An 18,007-nucleotide genomic window follows, 5' to 3' on the forward strand; every position below is an offset into this window, starting at 1 on the left:
ACCCCGTTGTGGGGGGAAAGGAAAAGGACAGCAAAATAGCGGCGGGAGGGGAAAAGAAAAAGACAGAAAAAAAAAAAGAACACCCCACTCCTCCCCCCAGCAGCCCCCCCGCCCCCCCCCCCGACAGGCGCCTGCGACGCCGTTCAGCGGGCCGTGCGCAGCCCGTCGAAGGCGAGGTGGACGACGGTGTCCACCAGCTGCTCCCGCTCCGTCACGGAGGCCTGGTGCGGCCGGTACCACTCGACCAGCGAGTTGATCATGCCGAAGAGCAGCCGGGTCGCGAGCCGGATGTCCAGGTCGGCCCGCAGGTCGCCCTCGGAGACCGCCGCCTTCAGGAGCTCGGCCACCCGGTGGTCGAACTCGCGGCGCCGCTCCAGCGCCCACCGCTCGGTCGAGGTGTTGCCCCGCACCCGCAGCAGCAGCGTCACGTACGGCAGCTCGGCGATCAGCACCTCGACCGTGCGCCGGGTCACGTACTCGACCCGCTCGACGGCCCGGCCGCGCCCCGCGCCCGGCTCGTCGAGGACGGCGAAGAGCCCGTCGAGCGCCCGGCTGACCGCGCGCCGCAGCAGCTCCTCCTTGCCGGCGACGTGGTGGTAGATCGAGGACTTGGAGATCCCGGCCGCCTTGGACAGGTGCTCCATGGACGTGCCGTCGTAGCCGCGCTCGTTGAAGACCTGCACGGCCACCGAGAGCAGCGAGTCGGGGGTGTAGGTGTCGCGTCGCGCGGTGGTCATCTCGCCTCCTCCGCTTCCTCGGCGTACGCCCGGCGCACCAGGCCGAGGCTCGGCGCGTACCGGCCCGTCGGGTACCGCTCGTGCAGCGCGTGGAGCAGGGCCGCCGCGCGCCGGTGGCCGAGGCGTGCGGCCCACTCCAGCGGACCGGCCGGGTAGTTGACCCCGAGGCGCATCGCGGTGTCCACGTCCTCGGCGGTGGCGACGCCCCGCTCGACCGCGTCGGCCGCCAGGTCGGCGAGCATCGCGACCGTGCGGGCGACGATCATCCCCGGCACGTCGCCGATCACCGACACCTTCTTGCCGATCGCCTGGAAGAGGCCGACGGCCTCGGCAAGGCCCTCCGGCGAGATGCCCTCGCGGGCCGACAGGACGATCCTGTCCGCCTTCTCGTAGTCGAGCGCCAGGTCGAAGTAGACGATGTCCTCCTGGTGGTACTCGAAGGAGGTCTCGCCGTCCGCGAGGCTGAGCTTCACGCCCGAGGGCAGGTCCACGAACCCGTCGCCCTTCTTACTCCGGACGGCGACGCCGGCCCGCTCGAAGAGGCCCACCAGGGGCTGCGCGGGACCGAGGTCACCGCGCACCGTGACCCGCGAGGGCGCCTTCTCCGGCGCCGCGGTGTGCGGCTCGGGGCGCTCGGCGCCCTCCGCGTACGAGAACCAGCCGTGGCCCGACTTCCGCCCGAGCCGGCCCGACTCCACGAGGCGCCGCTGCGCGAGCGAGGGCGTGAACTTGGGGTCCTGGTAGAAGGACTCCCAGACCGACCGCGTGACGGCCTCGTTGACGTCCTGGCCGATGAGGTCGGTCAGCTCGAAGGGTCCCATCCGGAAGCCGCCGCACTCGCGCAGCGCCGCGTCGATCGTGGCCGGGTCGGCGGCGCCCTCCTCGAAGACGCGGAGCGCCTCCGCGTAGAAGGGGCGGGCGACGCGGTTCACGATGAAGCCGGGGGTGTCGGTGCAGCGCACCGGCGTCTTGCCCCAGCGCTTCGCCGTCTCGTACGCGCGCGTGGCGACGGCCGGGTCGGTGGCGAAGCCGCTGACGACCTCGACCAGCGGCAGCAGCGGCGCCGGGTTGAAGAAGTGCAGGCCGACGAAGCGGCCAGGCAGCCGCAGCCCGCCGGCGATCGCGGTGACGGAGAGCGAGGAGGTGTTGGTGGCGAGGACGGCGTCCTCGCCGACGACGTCCTCCAGCTCGGCGAAGAGCCGCTGCTTGACGTCGAGCCGTTCGACGATCGCCTCGACGACGAGGGCCGCGTCGGAGAGCTCGGCGAGGCCGTCCGCCGCGTGCAGCCGTGCGACGGCGGCGTCCCGGTCCTCCTTGCCCAGCCGGCCCTTCTCGACCAGCCGGTCCAGGCGGCCCGTGACGGCCGCGACGGCCTCCTCGGCCCGGCCGGGGGCGCTGTCGTAGAGGCGTACGGGATGGCCCGCGACCAGGGCGACCTGGGCGATCCCCTGGCCCATGGTGCCGGTGCCGACGACGGCGACCGTGCTGCCCGGCTCGATGCCTGGTGGGACGGGCCCGGGCCCGTCGGCCGACAGCTCGTCGCTCCCGGGGCGGACGTTCGCGTTGGCGGTCATAGGAGTGATCCTCCCCGATGGGTTTTCCACAGGATCGCCGGACCCCCTTGTCCCGACCGATCGTTCGGTTACTCTAACTCCGTACGCGTCTCCCTGCCCAGCTCGACGAGGAGTTGGTCCATCCATGGCCACCGCTCTGCTGACCACCGACCGTCTGGCCGAGAAGCACCGGTCCACACTCGATCAGGCGCTCTCCACGATCCGCACCCGCGCCTACTGGTCCCCGCACCCGGAGCACCCGAAGGCCTACGGGGAGAACGGCTCGCTGGACGCCGCCGCGGGTCTCGCCGCCTACCAGGACCTGCTCGGCAAGCGCTTCGAGCTCGACCAGCCGGGCACGGACGGCTGGACCGCCGGCGAGACCTCGCCGTACGGCCCGGTCCTCGGCATCGAGTACCCGCACGCCGACATCGACGTGCTGCTCCCCGCGATGCGCGCCGGCATGGCCGCCTGGCGTGACGCCGGCCCCGAGACCCGCGCCCTGGTGTGCCTGGAGATCCTCGCCCGGATCTCCGCCCGCACCCACGAGTTCGCCCACGCCGTCATGCACACCAGCGGCCAGGCGTTCATGATGGCGTTCCAGGCCGGCGGCCCGCACGCCCAGGACCGCGGCCTGGAGGCCGTGGCCTACGCCTACGAGGAGCAGACCCGCACCCCGGCGGGCCGCGCCGCCTGGTCGAAGCCGCAGGGCAAGCGCGACCCGCTGGAGCTCAGCAAGGAGTTCACCCCGGTCGCCCGCGGCATCGCGCTCATGATCGGCTGCAACACCTTCCCGACCTGGAACGGCTACCCGGGCCTGTTCGCCTCCCTGGCCACCGGCAACCCGGTCCTGGTCAAGCCGCACCCGCGCGCGGTCCTCCCGCTGGCCCTGACCGTCCGGGTCGCCCGCGAGGTCCTCGCCGAGTCCGGCTTCGACCCCAACCTGGTCGCGCTGGCCGCCGAGCAGCCGGGCGAGGGCATCGCCAAGACCCTGGCGGTCCGCCCCGAGATCAAGATCATCGACTACACCGGCTCGACCTCGTTCGGCGACTGGCTGGAGGCCAACGCCCGCCAGGCCCAGGTCTACACGGAGAAGGCCGGCGTCAACACCGTGGTCGTCGACTCCACCGACGACTACAAGGGCATGCTCGGCAACCTGGCCTTCTCCCTGTCCCTCTACAGCGGCCAGATGTGCACCACCCCGCAGAACCTGCTGATCCCCCGCGACGGCATCACCACCGACCACGGCCCGAAGACGTACGACGAGGTCGTGGCCGACCTCGCCGCCGCCGTCGGCGGTCTGCTGGGCGACGACGCCCGGGCGAACGCGCTGCTCGGCGCCCTCGTCAACCCGGACGTCAAGGCCCGCCTGGAGGCCGCCGCGGGCCTCGGCGAGGTGGCGCTGGCCTCCCGCGAGGTGACGAACCCGGACTTCCCGGACGCCGTCGTCCGCACGCCGGTCATCGTCAAGCTCGACGGCTCCAAGCCGGACGCCGAGGCCGCCTACTTCTCGGAGTGCTTCGGCCCCGTCTCCTTCGCCGTCTCGGTCGACTCCACGACCGAGGCCCTGGAGCTCCTGCGCCGCACGATCCGCGAGAAGGGCGCGATGACGGTCGGCGCGTACACGACCTCGCCGGAGACCGAGCGCGCCGTCGAGGAGGTCTGCCTGGAGGAGTCCGCCCAGCTCTCCCTGAACCTCACCGGCGGTGTCTACGTCAACCAGACCGCCGCCTTCTCCGACTTCCACGGCTCCGGCGGCAACCCCGCCGCGAACGCGGCCCTGTGCGACGGCGCCTTCGTCTCCAACCGCTTCCGGGTGGTGGAAGTCCGCCGCCAGTCCTGAACCGGCCTCCGACCTGACCAGGCCATCGGCCTGACCGGGTCACCGACCTGACCAGGTCAGAGGCCTGTCCCAGGACGTCGGACCGACCCGGGCCCGCCCCTCAGCTGACGGAGGGGCGGGCCCGGGGTTCAGGCGGGAGGCGTCACGCGATGTCCGCGTACCTCTGCACCCACGCGTGCATCGCGACGGCCGCCGCCGCGCCCGCGTTGATCGACCGCGTCGAGCCGAACTGCGCGATCGAGCAGACCATCGCCGCGTGCTCACGCGCCTCCTCCGTGAGGCCGGGCCCCTCCTGCCCGAACAGCAGCACGCACCGGCGCGGCAGCACCGTCCGCTCCAGCGGCACGGCGCCCGGCAGGTTGTCGATGCCGATGATCGGCAGGTCCTCCGCCGCCGCCCACGCGGTCAGCGACGCCGTGTCCGGGTGGTGCCGCACGTGCTGGTAGCGGTCCGTGACCATGGCCCCGCGCCGGTTCCAGCGCCGCCGCCCGACGATGTGGACCTCCTTCGCGAGGAAGGCGTTCGCCGTCCGCACCACCGAGCCGATGTTGAAGTCGTGGCCCCAGTTCTCCACCGCCACGTGGAAGTCGTGGCGCCGGGTGTCCAGGTCCGCGACGATCGCCTCGCGCGTCCAGTACCGGTAGCGGTCGACGACATTGCGCCGGTCGCCGCCTGCCAGCAGCTCGCGGTCGTAACGATCGTCGTCCGGCCACGGCTCCGGGTGCGGCCCGACGCCGACCTCGGGGCCGTAGCCCTCGTCGTACTGGACCGGCTCGGCAGGCTGTTCTTCGGTGGTGCTCACCCGACGAGGGTACGGGGGCTCGCCCCGTCACCCGAACGGCTCTGACCGGGCGCCGGGGCTTCCTCACCCCGCGCTCGCCCGCGGCCGACGCCGCGGCCGGCGCCGAGGCCGGTGCCGAGCAGCCGGTCCCGGCCCCGCGCGGCCCGCGCCCCCAGCCACACCAGGAACGCCGTCGGCAGGAACACGGCGTCCGCGGCGATCATCGCCATCGAGAAGAACGGCAGCCCGAGCAGCAGCGCGATCCCGGCGTGCTCCAGCATCATCGCCGCGAGCAGCACGTTCTTGACCTTGCGGTTGAAGAGCGTGAAGGGGAAGGCGACCTGCACGATCACCGTGCCGTAGGTCAGCAGCAGCACCATCACGCCGCTCGATCCGAGCAGGTCGGAGAGGGCCGGCCACGGGGAGAAGTAGTCGAGCTTGAGCGGGAAGTAGAGCGCCGTGCCGTCCTGCCAGCGCGAACCCTGCACCTTGTACCAGCCGGCCGTGGCGTAGATCAGGCACACCTCCGCCATGATCACGACGAGCGTGGCGTTGTGCGCGAGGTTGGCGAGGACGTCCAGCAGGGTGCGCGGCTCGCCGGGCGCGTACCGGCACACCAGCCACCACAGCCCGTGCCCCAGCCACAGCACCCAGAACAGCACGAGCAGCCACCACTCACCGGTGACGCCGGAGAAGTACGTGGCGGCGAGCAGGAAACCACCGAGCACGATCCACAGCACCGGCCCCGCGAATCCACCGTCATCGCTGCCACTGCCACTGCCATTGCCGCTGCTACTGCCACTGCCGCGGCCGTCGGCCTTGACGCCGGCGCGGGCGGCGCGGGCGCGGGCGGCGCGCCGGGCGTCGAGCGACCAGACCTGCCCGCAGCGGGTGAGGACGAGGTAGACCGCCATGAGGTGGACGACGTTGTCGCCGCCGTCGCCCATGAAGATGGACCGGTTCTGCAGGGACAGCACGCCGGCCATGAAAACCACCGAGACGGCCCGGGTGTGCCAGCCGAGGAGCAGCAGGACGGCGGAGAGCACGGCGAGGCCGTAGACGACCTCGAACCACAGCCGCCCGTCCGACCACATCAGCGCGGTGAAGGAGCGGTTGTCGGCGATCAGCTGCCGGCCCATCTCCCAGGACCACGGGCTGTCGGGCCCGTACAGCTCCAGCCGGTGGGGCCACTCGCGCAGCAGGAAGAGCAGCCAGGTGAAGGAGAAGCCGATGCGGACGATCGCGGCCTGGTAGGGGCCGAGGGCGTGCGCCGTGACCTTCTGGACGGCGGAGGCCAGCCGCCGGTCGAAGGGGACGCGGGAGGCGGCGGGGGTGGTCTGGCTCATCGGGCTGCCTCCGTACCGGCCTTGGCCTCGGTGCTGTTGCCGGCGGCCGCCCCGGGCCGGTCGGGCGCGGTGATGCGCCACCAGGGGTACGTACGGAACGACGGCCGGGTGTCGATCTTCTCGGTGCTCCAGGCGGGGGCCGGCACGGGCCGGGTGGCGGACCGCAGCTGGATCTTCTCGACGGTGCCGCCGAGCGCCCGCTCGTCGAGGCGCAGCATGACGATCCGGCGCAGGTACTGCTCCGAGAGCCGGCCGCGCAGCCCGTTGGGGCGCTGGTCGTCGGTGTGGGAGTTGAGGTAGAAGTCCCAGGCGCGGCGCAGCTCGTTCTGCTCGGTGTGGCTGGGCAGGAGGTTGCCGCGGATCTGTTCGGCGTCCTGCGCGGACAGGTCGATCCAGCCAGTGGTCGTACGGGTGCCGTCCGGGCGGGCGAGCTCGGCGCGGACGTGGACGGCGATGTTCTGCTGGAGCGGGTTGGGGGCGAAGAGCTTCCAGTTCTGCTCGAACTCGGGGTAGACCCAGTCGTCGACGGCCTCGCCGTGCCGCTTGGTCAGCGTGTTCGAGGGCGCGACGTGCAGGAAGACCATCGAGAGGTGGACGCAGGCGAGGACGCCGATGACGGCGAGCGCGACGGCCGCGACGACCTGGTACGGCATGGAGAGTGCCCCGATCCCGCCGGCGACACCCTCCTCGGCCCCGGACCCGGACCCGGACGCGGCCCGGCCTCCGGCTTCGGCCCCGGATTCGGCCTGTCCAGCGGAGTCGGCCCCGGCAGCGGACTCGGCTCGCGCCCCGACCCCGGCCCCGGAGTCGGCCCCGGCCTCCTCCGTAGCCACGGACTCAGATCCTTCAGCGACCCCGGCCACCCGTTCGGGCGAACCGCCCGGACCGGGTGCGACCCCGCCCCCGTCGTCGTACGAGTCCATCGCGCCCCGCTCCCGCTCGGCCTCAGCAGTTATCCACAGGGTTGACACCATACGGGCCGCCGAACGACCATTGAAGTCATTCAACCGAACGATCGGTCGGTAGGGGGTCCGATGACCACAGGTACGGCAGAGGCGACAGCGGCAGAGGGGACGACGGCGAGCCAGGCCGCCCTCGAAGCGGTGTTCGACGCCGCCGTGGCCGCCGACGAGCGCATCGAGCCGCGCGACTGGATGCCCGACGCCTACCGCGCCGGCCTCATCCGCCAGATCGCGCAGCACGCGCACTCCGAGATCATCGGCATGCAGCCGGAGGCCAACTGGATCACCCGCGCGCCCTCCCTGCGGCGCAAGGCGATCCTCATGGCCAAGGTCCAGGACGAGGCCGGCCACGGCCTGTACCTGTACAGCGCGGCCGAGACCCTCGGCACCAGCCGCGACGAGCTCCTCGACAAGCTCCACTCCGGCCGCCAGAAGTACTCGTCGATCTTCAACTACCCGACGCTGACCTGGGCCGACGTCGGCGCCATCGGCTGGCTCGTGGACGGCGCCGCGATCACCAACCAGGTCCCGCTCTGCCGCTGCTCCTACGGGCCGTACGCGCGCGCGATGGTCCGGGTCTGCAAGGAGGAGTCCTTCCACCAGCGCCAGGGTTACGAGGCGCTGCTCGCCCTCTCCCGCGGCACCGAGGCGCAGCACGCGATGGCCCAGGACGCGGTCGACCGCTGGTGGTGGCCCTCGCTGATGATGTTCGGCCCGCCGGACGACGAGTCGACGCACTCCGCGCAGGCGATGGCGTGGAAGATCAAGCGCCACTCCAACGACGAACTGCGGCAGCGCTTCGTCGACATCGCGGCCCCGCAGGCCGAGAGCCTCGGCCTCACCCTCCCCGACCCCGACCTGAAGTGGAACGAGGAGCGCGGGCACTACGACTTCGGCCCCATCGACTGGGACGAGTTCTGGAACGTCCTCAAGGGCAACGGCCCCTGCAACGAGCAGCGGCTGAGCAAGCGCCGCCAGGCGCACGAGGACGGAGCCTGGGTCAGGGACGCCGCCGCGGCCTACGCGGAGAAGCACGCCACCCGGCACGGGCGGCACGGCGAGGACGCCGGCCACGACCGGCACGACGAGCAGCAGGACCACACGCACGACACGCACGGGGAGGCACGGGCATGACCACCGACGGATGGCCGCTGTGGGAGGTGTTCGTGCGCTCGCGCCGCGGACTGTCCCACACCCACGCCGGCAGCCTGCACGCGCCGGACGCCGAGATGGCCCTGCGCAACGCCCGCGACCTCTACACCCGCCGCATGGAGGGCGTCTCGATCTGGGTCGTCCCCTCCGCCGCGATCACCGCCTCCTCGCCCGACGAGAAGGACCCCTTCTTCGAGCCCTCCGCCGACAAGCCCTACCGGCACCCCACCTTCTACGAGATCCCGGACGGGGTGAAGCACCTGTGACCGGCCCGACCAGCAGCACCAGCGGTACCGCCACCGTCCCCGCCGCCACGCTCGCCCTCGGCGACGACGCCCTCGTCCTCGCCCAGCGCCTGGGGGAGTGGGCGGGCGGCGCGCCCGTCCTCGAAGAAGAGGTCGCCCTCGCCAACATCGCGCTCGACCTCCTCGGCCAGGCCCGCGTCCTGCTCTCCCTGGTCGGCGACGAGGACGAGCTGGCGTACCTCCGCGAGGAGCGCGCCTTCCGCAACTGCCAGCTCGTCGAACAGCCCAACGGCGACTTCGCCCACACCATCGCCCGGCAGCTGTACTTCTCCACCTACCAGCACCTGCTGTACGGACAGCTTGCCGCCGGGGACGGCCCGCTCGCCGGACTCGCCGCCAAGGCCGTCAAGGAAGTCGCCTACCACCAGGACCACGCCGAACACTGGACCCTGCGGCTCGGCGACGGCACCGAAGAGAGCCACCGGCGCATGCAGACCGCCTGCGACGCCCTGTGGCGCTACACCGGCGAACTGTTCCAGCCCCTCGACGGCCTCGACCTGGACACCGAGGCCATGGAGCGCGCCTGGCTCGACTCGGTCACCGCCGTCCTCGGCCGGGCCACGCTCACCGTCCCGGCAGGACCGCGCACCGGCGCCTGGTCCGCCGGCGCCGGCCGCCAGGGACTCCACACCGAGTCCTTCGGCCGCATGCTCGCCGAGATGCAGCACCTGCACCGCAGCCACCCGGGGGCGTCATGGTGACCGGCACCCCTGCCACGGCCCCCACGCCGCTCGAGGAGGAGCTGGCCCGGATCGCCGGCGCCGTCCTCGACCCCGAGCTGCCCGTCCTCACCCTCGCCGAACTCGGCGTGCTGCGCGGCGTCCACGTCCACGGCCCCGGCCGCGTCGAGGTCGAGCTCACCCCCACCTACACCGGCTGCCCGGCCGTCGAAGCCATGTCGTCCGACATCGAGAACGCCCTCCACGCACACGGCGTGCCCGAGGTCTCCGTCGTCACCGTCCTCAGCCCCGCCTGGTCGACCGACGACATCAGCGAGGAAGGCCGCCGCAAGCTCGCCGAGTTCGGCATCGCCCCGCCCCGCCCCCAGGGCCCGGCCGGCGGACCGATACCGCTCACCCTGGCGATCCGCTGCCCCCATTGCGGATCCACCGACACCGAACTCCTCAGCCGCTTCTCCTCCACCGCGTGCAAGGCACTGCGCCGCTGCGCGGCCTGCCGCGAACCGTTCGACCACTTCAAGGAGTTGTAGATGCCGTCGACGCCGTCCTCGACCGCCGGACGGGCCGGGTTCCACCCGCTCCGCGTGAGCGAGGTCGAGCAGCTCACCGACGACTCCGTGGCCGTCACCTTCGCGGTCCCGCCCGAGCTCCGCGAGACCTACCGCCACACCCCCGGCCAGCACCTCGCCCTGCGCCGTCTCGGCCCCGACGGCGAGGAGATCCGCCGCACCTACTCGATCTGCGCACCGGCCGCCGCCGAAGGCGAGACGCCCGTCCTGCGCGTCGGCATCCGCCTGGTCGAAGGCGGAGAGTTCTCCACGTACGCCCTCAAGGAGCTCGCCGTCGGCGACACCGTCGAGGTCATGGAACCCATGGGACGCTTCGTCCTCGACCCGCGCCCCGGGCACTTCGCGGCCGTCGTCGGCGGAAGCGGCATCACACCGGTGCTTTCGATGGCGGCGACAGTGCTGGCCCGCGAGCCCGAGGCCCGGTTCTGCCTGGTCCGCAGCGACCGCACCGCTTCGTCCACGATGTTCCTCGACGACGTCGCCGACCTCAAGGACCGCTTCCCCGACCGTTTCCAGCTGGTCACCGTGCTCTCCCGCGAGGAACAGCAGGCCGGACTCCCCTCCGGACGGCTCGACGAGGAACGGCTCACGGCCCTGCTGCCCGCGCTCCTGCCCGTCGGCGAGATCGACGGCTGGTTCCTGTGCGGCCCCTTCGGCCTGGTGCAGAACGCCGAGCGCACCCTGCGCGCCCTCGGCGTCCCGCGCACCCGCATCCACCAGGAGATCTTCCACGTCGACGACGGCTCCGCGCCCGCCCCGGCGGCCGCGGCGGACGCACCCGCCCACGCCACGCTGACCGCCACCCTGCACGGCCGGTCCGGCAACTGGCCGGTCCAGCAGGGCGAGACGCTCCTCGACACCGTGCTGCGCGCCCGGGCGGACGCCCCGTACGCATGCAAGGGCGGCGTGTGCGGCACCTGCCGCGCGTTCCTCGTCTCCGGGGAGGTGCGGATGGACCGCAACTTCGCCCTGGAGCCCGAGGAGACCGACGCCGGCTACGTCCTGGCCTGCCAGTCGCACCCCGCCACCCCGGAGGTCGAGCTCGACTTCGACCGCTGACCTCGCACGACCCGACATGGGCGGGCGCGCCCGGGCAGGACCCGGAGCGGGCCCGCCCATTCCCTTCCGGTAGAACCTGTTCTATCTTGACGATCCGTCAGATCCCAGCGGAGCAGGCCGAAAGGGACAGGACCGTGGACTTCACCTTCACCGAAGAACAGCAAGCGGCCGCCGAAACGGCCAAAGCCGTCTTCGCCGACGTCCCACCCGACGCCGTACCCAGCCCCGCCCTCACCCCCGGCGCCGTCGCCGACGACCTCGACCGCGCCCTCTGGACCCGCCTCGCCGACACCGACCTGCTCGGCCTCGTCCTCGACCCCAGCCACGGCGGCGCCGGACTCGACCCCGTCGCCCTCTGCCTCGTCCTCCGCGAATCCGCCCGCGCCCTCGCCCGCATCCCCCTCCTCGAAACCAGCGCGGTCGCCCTCACCCTCCAGCGCTACGCCCCCGCCACCACCACGGCCCACCTGCTCCCCCGCGTCACCCGCGGCGAACTCGTCCTCACCGCCGCCGCCCACGGCCGCACCGGCCACGACCCGGCCCCCCTCGCCGTCACCGCCCGACGCACCCCCGACGGCTGGACCCTCGACGGCCACACCAGCGCCGTCCCCTGGGCCCACCAGGCCGACCACATCGCCGTACCCGCCCACACCCCCGACGGACACACCGTCCTCGCCCTGCTGCCCCGCAACCCCACCGGCCTCACCCTCACCGACCAGTACGGCACCCACGGCGAACGCCTCGCCGAACTCCACCTCGACGACGTCCACCTCGACACCACCGACGTCATCGACACCGAAGGCGCCTGGGAACGGCTCCACGGACTGCTCACCACCGGAACCTGCGCCCTCGCCCTCGGCCTCGGCGAACAAGTCCTCACCATGACCAGCCAGTACACCGGCAAACGCGAACAGTTCGGCCACCCCGTGGCCACATTCCAGGCCGTCGCCGTCCAGGCAGCCGACCGCTACATCGACCTGCGCGCCATGGAAGTCACCCTCTGGCAGGCCGCCTGGCGCCTCACCACCGACGCCGCCGGCCCCCTCCCCGCAGCCGCGGACATCGCCGTAGCCAAGATCTGGGCCTCAGAAGGCGTACGCCGCGTCGTCCAGACCGCCCAGCACCTCCACGGTGGCTTCGGCGCCGACACCGACTACCCGCTGCACCGCTACCACGCCTGGGCCAAACACCTCGAACTCGCCCTCGGCCCCGCCGCACGGCACGAAGAAGAACTCGGCGACCTGCTCGCCACCCACTCCCTCGGCTGAACCACGGCCCGCACGCGCACTACAGCACGTACGCGGGGCTCCCGTCGTCCGTCACCATCGGGCGCCCCGCACCGTCCCAGGCGAGCATGCCGCCATCGACGTTCACCGCGTCGATCCCCTGCCGCACCAGATACTGCGTGACCTGCGCCGACCGGCCACCCACCCGGCACATCACGAAAGCCCGCCGCCCATCGGCCACGGCCTCCGTCACCTCACCGAACCGCGCCACGAAATCACTCATCGGAACGTGCAGCGCACCCTCCACGTGACCGGCCGCCCACTCGTCGTCCTCACGGACGTCCAGCACCAGGGCATCCGCCGGCACGGAAGCCACGTCGACCGTCGGCAGCGGGGCGAAATTCATGAACGTGGCCTTCTCTTCCGAAACTCCGCGCCCCCACGGGCGCACCTCACTCGAAACCTACTGCACCACACCTACCGCACCAGAGCCGCCAGCTCCGCCTCACGCTCCGCGACCTGCGCCAGCAACTGCTCCGCGATCTCCTCGAGCAGACGATCCGGATCATCCGGCGCCATCCGCAGCATCGCGCCGATCGCGCTCTCCTCCAGATCCCGCGCCACCAGCGACAGCATCTCCTTGCGCTGCGCCAGCCACTCCAGCCGCGCGTACAGCTCCTCGCCCTCGCTCAACCGCACCTCAGGCACCGGACCTGCCGCCCACTCCGCCGACAGCTCCCGCAGCAGCGCCTCGTCACCGCGCGCATAGGCCGCGTTCACGCGCGTGATGAACTCCTCACGCCGCTTCCGCTCGTCCTCGTCCCGCGCCAGATCCGGATGCGCCTGCCGCGCCAGATCCCGGTACAGCTTGCGCACCTCGTCCGACGGCCGGACCCGCTTCGGCGGCTGCACCGGCCGGTCCGTCAGCATCGCCGCCGCCTCCGCGGAAAGCCCGTCGGAGTCCACCCACTCGTGGAACAGCTCCTCCACCCCGGGCATCGGCATGACCGCGGCCCGCGCCTCCTGCGCCCGCCGCACATCCTCCGGATCCCCGGTACGCGCCGCCCGCGCCTCCGCGATCTGCGCGTCCAGCTCGTCGAGCCGCGCGTACATCGGGCCCAGCTTCTGGTGATGCAGCCGGGAGAAGTTCTCCACCTCGACCCGGAAGGTCTCCACCGCGATCTCGAACTCGATCAGCGCCTGCTCGGCCACCCGCACCGCCTGGTCGAGCCGCGCCTCGGGCCGCTCGCCCTCCGACCCACCGGCCGGCTCTGCGGACCCGCCGGCCACGCCCTGGTCCTCGCTCACGTCCACGCCCGTCCACGTCCTCGTTCCGGCTCGTCCCACCCAGCCTACGGTCCCGCCCCCTCCCCAAGCGGGGGGCTCCCCCCTCCCCCTCCCCTCCCTCCCCTCCCCGCTGTAAAGCTCGGCCCTGAACGCCCCGTCCCGGTCAGAACAGCTCGCTCCCATCCGGTCAGGACGGCCCGGCCCTGGACGACCCCATCCCGGCCCTGGACGGCTCGACCCCATACAAGATCAGCGCTGGGCCCCTCGCGCGGACGCGGCGCGGCCGCAGGCCCGCCCCACAGCCCGCCCCACGGCGCCGCCTCGCGGGCCCGCGGGGCCCCGCCCTCCTGGGTGCCGTGCGCCGCTCAGACGCCGGCTTCGGCGGCTATGCGGCCGGTGCGGATGGCCGTGACGAGGTCGGCGTGGTCCTCGGTGGTGCGGTCGGCGTAGGCGACGGCGAAGGAGGCGACGGCCTCGTCGAGCTCCTCGTTCTTGCCGCAGTAGCCGGCGATCAGCCGCGGGTCGGCGCTGTGCGCGTGGGCGCGGGCGAGCAGGGCTCCGGTCATGCGGCCGTAGTCGTCGAACTGGTCGGCGGTGAGGGCGGCGGGGTCGACGCTGCCCTTGCGGTTGCGGAACTGGCGGACCTGGAAGGGTCGCCCTTCGACCGTGGTCCAGCCGAGCAGGATGTCGCTGACGACCTGCATCCGCTTCTGTCCGAGGACCACGCGGCGCCCTTCGTGCCCGGTGTCGGGTAGGGGGAAGCCGACGGCCGGCAGGTACGGCAGCAGCGCCGAGGGGCGGGCCTCCTTGACCTGGAGGACCAGCGGCTCGCCCCGGTGGTCGAGCAGCAGCACCACGTACGAACGGGTGCCGACGCTTCCGGTGCCGACGACGCGGAAGGCCACGTCGTGTATCGCGTAGCGGGCGAGCAGCGGCAGTCGGTCCTCGGCGACGGTCGCCAGGTAGGGGCCGAGGGCGGCGGCGACGGCCGCGGCCTCCGCGTCGCCGACGCGGCGCAGGACCGGAGGGGCGTCGACGAAGCGTCGGCCGCCGCCTTCCGTCTCCGGCACGCTCTCGGTGGAGCGGGCGGCGAAGCGGGCGCTGGTGTTGTTGCGGGCCTTGGCGGAGACGCGTTCGAGGGTGCCTATGAGGTCGCGGGCGTCGGTGTGGGAGACGAGTTCCTCGTCGGCGATGGCGTTCCAGGCGTCGAGGGCGGGGAGCCGGGCGAGCAGGCGCATGGTGCGCCGGTAGGCGCCGACGGTGTCGAAGGCGGCGGCCCGGCAGGTGTCCTCGTCGGCGCCGGCTTCGCGTCCGGCGAGGACGAGGGAGGTGGCGAGCCGCTTGAGGTCCCATTCCCAGGGGCCGACGACGGTCTCGTCGAAGTCGTTGAGGTCGATGACGAGCCGGCCTCGGGCGTCACCGTAGAGGCCGAAGTTGGCGGCGTGGGCGTCGCCGCAGAGCTGGGCGGCGATGCCGGTGACGGGGGAGCCGGCGAGGTCGTGGGCCATGAGTCCGGCGGAGCCGCGGAGGAACGTGAAGGGGCTCGCGGACATCCTGCCGACGCGGATGGGGGTGAGTTCGGGTACGCGGCCCCGGTTGGATTCCTCGACGGCGCGGACGGCGTCGGGCCTGTCGGGGGCGGGGGTGAGCGTGGCCTGGGCGGTGCGGGGGAGCCGGTCGCGCAGCTCCTTGCCCCGCTGCCTGGCGGTGGCCGCCGCTCCGTCGGTGGCGCGACGGGTGAATCCGGGCACGTAGGGGACGCGGGCGGAGGTCGTGTCCGCCGTGTGGTCGCGTGGTCCTGGTACCGCTGTCCTGGTTGCGTCCATCGGACGTCCTCCCCCGTCGTTCGCTGTTCCGCGCGCGCCGCTTTCGCTCTCGTCGCGGCGCGCCTGTGGCGTGCTGTGCCGTGGTGCCAACATCAACTTCGTCGGCTGGGCATGACGGTACCGCCGGGGCCACGAGGCCGTCGCCCCCTGTGGACAACGGTCTGTGGATAACTCCGCACCGCTTGCCTCGCGGCCTTCCGGCGCGGTCAGACGCCGTCAGACGCCGACCGCCTCCTCCATCTCCTCCTCCGCCGCGGTCTCGGCGTGGGTCTGCGCGTGAGTCGGCGCGGCGGCCGAGGCCGGGACGGGGGCCGGGGCCGGTGCGGTGGTTGCCTGGTGGCGGCGGGATTCGGTGAGGCCGGCGATGGCCGTCAGCGCAACGCCCGCGAGGAACCAGAGGGTCAGGACGAGGACGTTGCCGCCGAGGGCGTGGCCGTCGAAGTAGACGTGGTCGCGGACGCCCTCGACGAATCCGGCGCCGTTCCAGAAGGCGTGCAGCGCGCCGAAGAAGCCGGGCTGGAGTTCGGGCCGGTAGATGCCGCCGGAGCTGGTGAAGTTCAGCATCACGAACAGCACCATCACGCCGAGGGTGGTCCAGCGCTTGAGGAAGGTGTGCAGTCCGACGCCGATCAGCAGGATGCCGGCGCTGTACAGCCAGGACAGGGCCCAGACTCCGCCGAGGCCGTGGTCGACGAGGTGGAAGAGGGGTCCGGCGAGGACGGCGCCGACGAGGCTGACGACGAGGGACATGCCCGCGGCGAGCAGGGCCCTGACGCGCAGGGGCAGGACGGCTCCGGCGCCGCCGATGACGGCGACGGAGGCGTAGGAGCCGATGCTGAGGGCGACGAGGAGGAAGAAGATGCCCTGGCCGGTGGGGTCGCCGGAGGCGACGGGGGCGACGTCGGTGACCTTGAGCGGTTCGTCGTGGGTGGCGGCGACCTTGGTGAAGACCTTCTCGACGGCCATGGCGCTGGTGTCGGAGGAGGCGGAGGCGACGAGCAGTTCGGGGCCGTGGCCGGGGGTGCCGGGGAGGTAGGCGCCGAAGCTGGACCGCTCGCGCAGGGCGGTGGTGGCGGTCTCGCGGTCGGGGACGGTGCGGACGTCGAGGGCGCCGGCTCCCTTGTCCTGGAGGGTCTGCGCGAGGACCTGGGTGCTGGGTCCGGAGCCGACGATGTCGACGCGCAGGTCGTGGGGTTCGGGGGCGTGGAAGGCGCCGAGGTAGGCGAGGCCCATGCCGATGCACATCAGCAGGGGTGTGAGCAGATGCCCGAGGACGTGGCGAAGTGCTCCCTTGGTGGTCGGTCCTGCGGACACCGGAACCTCCATGGTTGGCTTTTACAACTAAACAACCGTTGTACTATACAACCGAAGAGTTGAGTCCGACCAGCGGGCCGCCCGCGAACCCAGGGAGCGCACCATGAGCGACGGCGCGCGGGAGACGTCCCTCGACACCATCCAGCGCGAGCTGACGGCCTTCGCCCGCCGGGCGCGGGCCGCGGCGGCGCGGCTCCATCCGGAGCTGCCGCTGGTCTCGTACACGCTGCTGGCCCACATCGACGACCGGAAGGGCTGCCGGGCGACGGATCTCGCGGCCCACTACCTGCTGGACAAGTCGACGGTCAGCCGGCAGATCGCGGCCCTGGAGAAGATGGGGCTGGTCGAACGGCGTCCCGATCCGGACGACCACCGCGTGCAGGTGCTTCACCCCACCGAGGCGGGCACCCGGCTGCTCTCCTCGACGCAGGCCAGCCGGCTCGCCGCGTACGAGGAACGCCTCAAGGACTGGTCGGCCGAGGACCTGGCCGCGTTCGCGGCCTACCTCCTCCGCTACAACGCGGCCGGTGACACGGGTCTGCCCGCCCCGATCGGGGACTCCTGGCCCAGGACCGAGGCGTAGCCCCCCTCGCGGTACGGCACCCGCGCCGCGACCGGCCGGCGGTGTCCTACAACCCGGCGTCCCGGGCCAGCAGCGCCGCCTGCACCCTGTTCTCGCAGCCCAGCTTGGACAGGATGCGGCTCACGTACGTCTTCACGGTGGCCTCGCTCATGTGCAGCCGCCGGCCCGCGTCGGCGTTGGACAGTCCTTCGCCGAGCAGTGCGAGCACCTCGCGCTCCCGCTCGCTCAGTGCGGTGAGCCGGGCCCGCGCCTCCTCCGCGCGTGCCGCCTCCCGGCCGGAGGCGAGCCGCTCGACGACGTGCCGGGTGGCCGCCGGTGAGAGGTAGGCGTCGCCGGCCGCCGCGGCCCGCACGGCGCGGATCAGCTCGGCCGGTGCCGTGTCCTTGAGCAGGAAGCCCGCTCCGCCGTGCTCCAGGGCCCGCAGCACGTTCTCCCGCTCGCCGAACGTCGTGAGCACGATCACCCTCGTCGCCGGGGCGGCGCGCCGCAGTTCGGGGAGGGCGGAGAGTCCGTCGAGGACGGGCATCTGGATGTCGAGCAGGACGACGTCCGCCGCGTGGGCGCGCGCCAGGTCGACGGCCTCGCGGCCGTTGGTCGCCTCGGCGACGACCTCGATCTCCGGATCCGAGGTGAGGATCATCCGGATCCCCGCCCTGATCAGCGGCTCGTCGTCGGCGATGACGACCCTGATCCGCCGCCCCGCCCCCGGTCCCGATCCCGGCTTCGGCCCCGGTCCCGTCGCCGAAGCCGTTGATGCCGTCCCCGTCGCGGGTCCCGTCCCTGC

General features: G+C 72.6%; 18 protein-coding genes. 8 read left to right on the top strand and 10 right to left on the bottom strand.

What is annotated here, in order from left to right:
• Positions 1 to 143 precede the first annotated feature (143 nt).
• Together ACFWJO_RS22725 and ACFWJO_RS22730 are read right to left on the bottom strand one after the other, a co-directional pair.
• On the bottom strand, positions 144 to 737 hold the full coding sequence (locus ACFWJO_RS22725; RefSeq protein WP_386867765.1) for a TetR/AcrR family transcriptional regulator: 594 nt from the start codon (positions 735 to 737) through the stop codon (positions 144 to 146).
• Complete coding sequence (locus tag ACFWJO_RS22730; protein ID WP_386867767.1) at positions 734 to 2,311, bottom strand: 3-hydroxyacyl-CoA dehydrogenase; 1,578 nt, start codon at positions 2,309 to 2,311, stop codon at positions 734 to 736. Before ACFWJO_RS22730 ends, ACFWJO_RS22725 begins: the two co-directional genes overlap by 4 nt.
• A 124-nt stretch (positions 2,312 to 2,435) precedes the next feature.
• Between ACFWJO_RS22730 and paaN the strand changes: the two genes are divergently transcribed.
• Positions 2,436 to 4,133 carry a phenylacetic acid degradation protein PaaN gene (gene paaN / locus ACFWJO_RS22735; protein ID WP_386867769.1) on the top strand — a complete coding sequence of 566 codons (1,698 nt, stop codon included), beginning with the start codon at positions 2,436 to 2,438 and terminating at the stop codon, positions 4,131 to 4,133.
• Positions 4,134 to 4,275: 142 nt separating this feature from the next.
• Here paaN and ACFWJO_RS22740 read toward each other — a convergent pair whose 3' ends face one another.
• Genes ACFWJO_RS22740 through ACFWJO_RS22750 form a run of 3 tightly spaced genes read right to left on the bottom strand, consistent with a single transcriptional unit; the run spans position 4,276 to position 7,093 of the window.
• Complete coding sequence (locus ACFWJO_RS22740) at positions 4,276 to 4,935, bottom strand: TrmH family RNA methyltransferase (protein WP_386867771.1); 660 nt, start codon at positions 4,933 to 4,935, stop codon at positions 4,276 to 4,278.
• A complete protein-coding gene (locus tag ACFWJO_RS22745) occupies positions 4,932 to 6,260 on the bottom strand; it encodes an HTTM domain-containing protein (protein WP_386867773.1) in 1,329 nt (442 codons plus the stop codon). Before ACFWJO_RS22745 ends, ACFWJO_RS22740 begins: the two co-directional genes overlap by 4 nt.
• Entirely contained in the window at positions 6,257 to 7,093 is an 837-nt protein-coding gene (locus ACFWJO_RS22750; RefSeq protein ID WP_386867775.1) for a DUF5819 family protein, read from the bottom strand. The genes ACFWJO_RS22745 and ACFWJO_RS22750 overlap by 4 nt, the downstream gene beginning before the upstream one ends.
• Positions 7,094 to 7,294: 201 nt before the next feature.
• Between ACFWJO_RS22750 and paaA the strand changes: the two genes are divergently transcribed.
• The 6 genes from paaA to ACFWJO_RS22780 all read left to right on the top strand — a co-directional run bounded on the left by paaA (position 7,295) and on the right by ACFWJO_RS22780 (position 12,255).
• Positions 7,295 to 8,356: a 1,2-phenylacetyl-CoA epoxidase subunit PaaA gene (gene paaA, locus ACFWJO_RS22755; protein WP_386867777.1), complete on the top strand. Its 1,062-nt coding sequence runs from the start codon at positions 7,295 to 7,297 to the stop codon at positions 8,354 to 8,356.
• Complete coding sequence (gene paaB, locus ACFWJO_RS22760; RefSeq protein WP_384418002.1) at positions 8,353 to 8,640, top strand: 1,2-phenylacetyl-CoA epoxidase subunit PaaB; 288 nt, start codon at positions 8,353 to 8,355, stop codon at positions 8,638 to 8,640. Before paaA ends, paaB begins: the two co-directional genes overlap by 4 nt.
• Positions 8,637 to 9,380, top strand: coding sequence for a 1,2-phenylacetyl-CoA epoxidase subunit PaaC (gene paaC / locus ACFWJO_RS22765; protein ID WP_386867779.1), 744 nt, complete (start codon positions 8,637 to 8,639; stop codon positions 9,378 to 9,380). The genes paaB and paaC overlap by 4 nt, the downstream gene beginning before the upstream one ends.
• The gene (gene paaD, locus ACFWJO_RS22770; RefSeq protein WP_386867781.1) at positions 9,374 to 9,889 is read left to right on the top strand and encodes a 1,2-phenylacetyl-CoA epoxidase subunit PaaD; all 516 of its coding nucleotides are present in this window, start codon (positions 9,374 to 9,376) and stop codon (positions 9,887 to 9,889) included. Before paaC ends, paaD begins: the two co-directional genes overlap by 7 nt.
• Positions 9,890 to 10,987 (top strand): 2Fe-2S iron-sulfur cluster-binding protein, encoded by a 1,098-nt coding sequence (locus ACFWJO_RS22775; protein WP_386867783.1) that lies wholly within the window; start codon positions 9,890 to 9,892, stop codon positions 10,985 to 10,987.
• A gap of 134 nt (positions 10,988 to 11,121) precedes the next feature.
• On the top strand, positions 11,122 to 12,255 hold the full coding sequence (locus ACFWJO_RS22780) for an acyl-CoA dehydrogenase family protein (protein ID WP_386867785.1): 1,134 nt from the start codon (positions 11,122 to 11,124) through the stop codon (positions 12,253 to 12,255).
• 19 nt (positions 12,256 to 12,274) lie between these two features.
• Here the strand turns inward: ACFWJO_RS22780 and ACFWJO_RS22785 are convergent, their stop codons facing one another.
• The 4 genes from ACFWJO_RS22785 to ACFWJO_RS22800 form a co-directional block, all read right to left on the bottom strand.
• On the bottom strand, positions 12,275 to 12,619 hold the full coding sequence (locus ACFWJO_RS22785; RefSeq protein ID WP_385693612.1) for a rhodanese-like domain-containing protein: 345 nt from the start codon (positions 12,617 to 12,619) through the stop codon (positions 12,275 to 12,277).
• A 71-nt stretch (positions 12,620 to 12,690) separates the two neighbouring features.
• Positions 12,691 to 13,503, bottom strand: coding sequence for a hypothetical protein (locus tag ACFWJO_RS22790; protein ID WP_386867915.1), 813 nt, complete (start codon positions 13,501 to 13,503; stop codon positions 12,691 to 12,693).
• 362 nt (positions 13,504 to 13,865) lie between these two features.
• Positions 13,866 to 15,326, bottom strand: a complete 1,461-nt coding sequence (locus ACFWJO_RS22795; protein ID WP_386867787.1) for a DUF2252 domain-containing protein — start codon at positions 15,324 to 15,326, stop codon at positions 13,866 to 13,868.
• A gap of 216 nt (positions 15,327 to 15,542) precedes the next feature.
• Positions 15,543 to 16,652, bottom strand: a complete 1,110-nt coding sequence (locus ACFWJO_RS22800) for a hypothetical protein (protein ID WP_386867789.1) — start codon at positions 16,650 to 16,652, stop codon at positions 15,543 to 15,545.
• Between the two features lie 91 nt (positions 16,653 to 16,743).
• Between ACFWJO_RS22800 and ACFWJO_RS22805 the strand changes: the two genes are divergently transcribed.
• Positions 16,744 to 17,223 (top strand): MarR family winged helix-turn-helix transcriptional regulator, encoded by a 480-nt coding sequence (locus ACFWJO_RS22805; RefSeq protein WP_386867791.1) that lies wholly within the window; start codon positions 16,744 to 16,746, stop codon positions 17,221 to 17,223.
• Between the two features lie 46 nt (positions 17,224 to 17,269).
• On the opposite strand, the gene ACFWJO_RS22810 is transcribed toward ACFWJO_RS22805, so the two are convergent.
• Positions 17,270 to 17,914, bottom strand: a complete 645-nt coding sequence (locus tag ACFWJO_RS22810) for a response regulator (RefSeq protein ID WP_386867917.1) — start codon at positions 17,912 to 17,914, stop codon at positions 17,270 to 17,272.
• Between the last annotated feature and the right edge of the window lie 93 nt (positions 17,915 to 18,007).

Source organism: Streptomyces sp. NPDC127092 (assembly GCF_042722475.1).
Classification (GTDB): Bacteria; Actinomycetota; Actinomycetes; order Streptomycetales; family Streptomycetaceae; genus Streptomyces.

What these genes read in the sequence shown, in the direction of transcription:
- ACFWJO_RS22725 (WP_386867765.1), bottom strand. Translation starts at nt 737, where the DNA reads ATGACCACCGCGCGACGCGACACCTACACCCCCGACTCGCTGCTCTCG.
- ACFWJO_RS22730 (WP_386867767.1), bottom strand. Translation starts at nt 2,311, where the DNA reads ATGACCGCCAACGCGAACGTCCGCCCCGGGAGCGACGAGCTGTCGGCC.
- paaN (WP_386867769.1), top strand. Translation starts at nt 2,436, where the DNA reads ATGGCCACCGCTCTGCTGACCACCGACCGTCTGGCCGAGAAGCACCGG.
- ACFWJO_RS22745 (WP_386867773.1), bottom strand. Translation starts at nt 6,260, where the DNA reads ATGAGCCAGACCACCCCCGCCGCCTCCCGCGTCCCCTTCGACCGGCGG.
- paaA (WP_386867777.1), top strand. Translation starts at nt 7,295, where the DNA reads ATGACCACAGGTACGGCAGAGGCGACAGCGGCAGAGGGGACGACGGCG.
- paaB (WP_384418002.1), top strand. Translation starts at nt 8,353, where the DNA reads ATGACCACCGACGGATGGCCGCTGTGGGAGGTGTTCGTGCGCTCGCGC.
- paaD (WP_386867781.1), top strand. Translation starts at nt 9,374, where the DNA reads ATGGTGACCGGCACCCCTGCCACGGCCCCCACGCCGCTCGAGGAGGAG.
- ACFWJO_RS22775 (WP_386867783.1), top strand. Translation starts at nt 9,890, where the DNA reads ATGCCGTCGACGCCGTCCTCGACCGCCGGACGGGCCGGGTTCCACCCG.
- ACFWJO_RS22785 (WP_385693612.1), bottom strand. Translation starts at nt 12,619, where the DNA reads ATGAATTTCGCCCCGCTGCCGACGGTCGACGTGGCTTCCGTGCCGGCG.
- ACFWJO_RS22795 (WP_386867787.1), bottom strand. Translation starts at nt 15,326, where the DNA reads ATGGACGCAACCAGGACAGCGGTACCAGGACCACGCGACCACACGGCG.
- ACFWJO_RS22800 (WP_386867789.1), bottom strand. Translation starts at nt 16,652, where the DNA reads ATGGAGGTTCCGGTGTCCGCAGGACCGACCACCAAGGGAGCACTTCGC.
- ACFWJO_RS22805 (WP_386867791.1), top strand. Translation starts at nt 16,744, where the DNA reads ATGAGCGACGGCGCGCGGGAGACGTCCCTCGACACCATCCAGCGCGAG.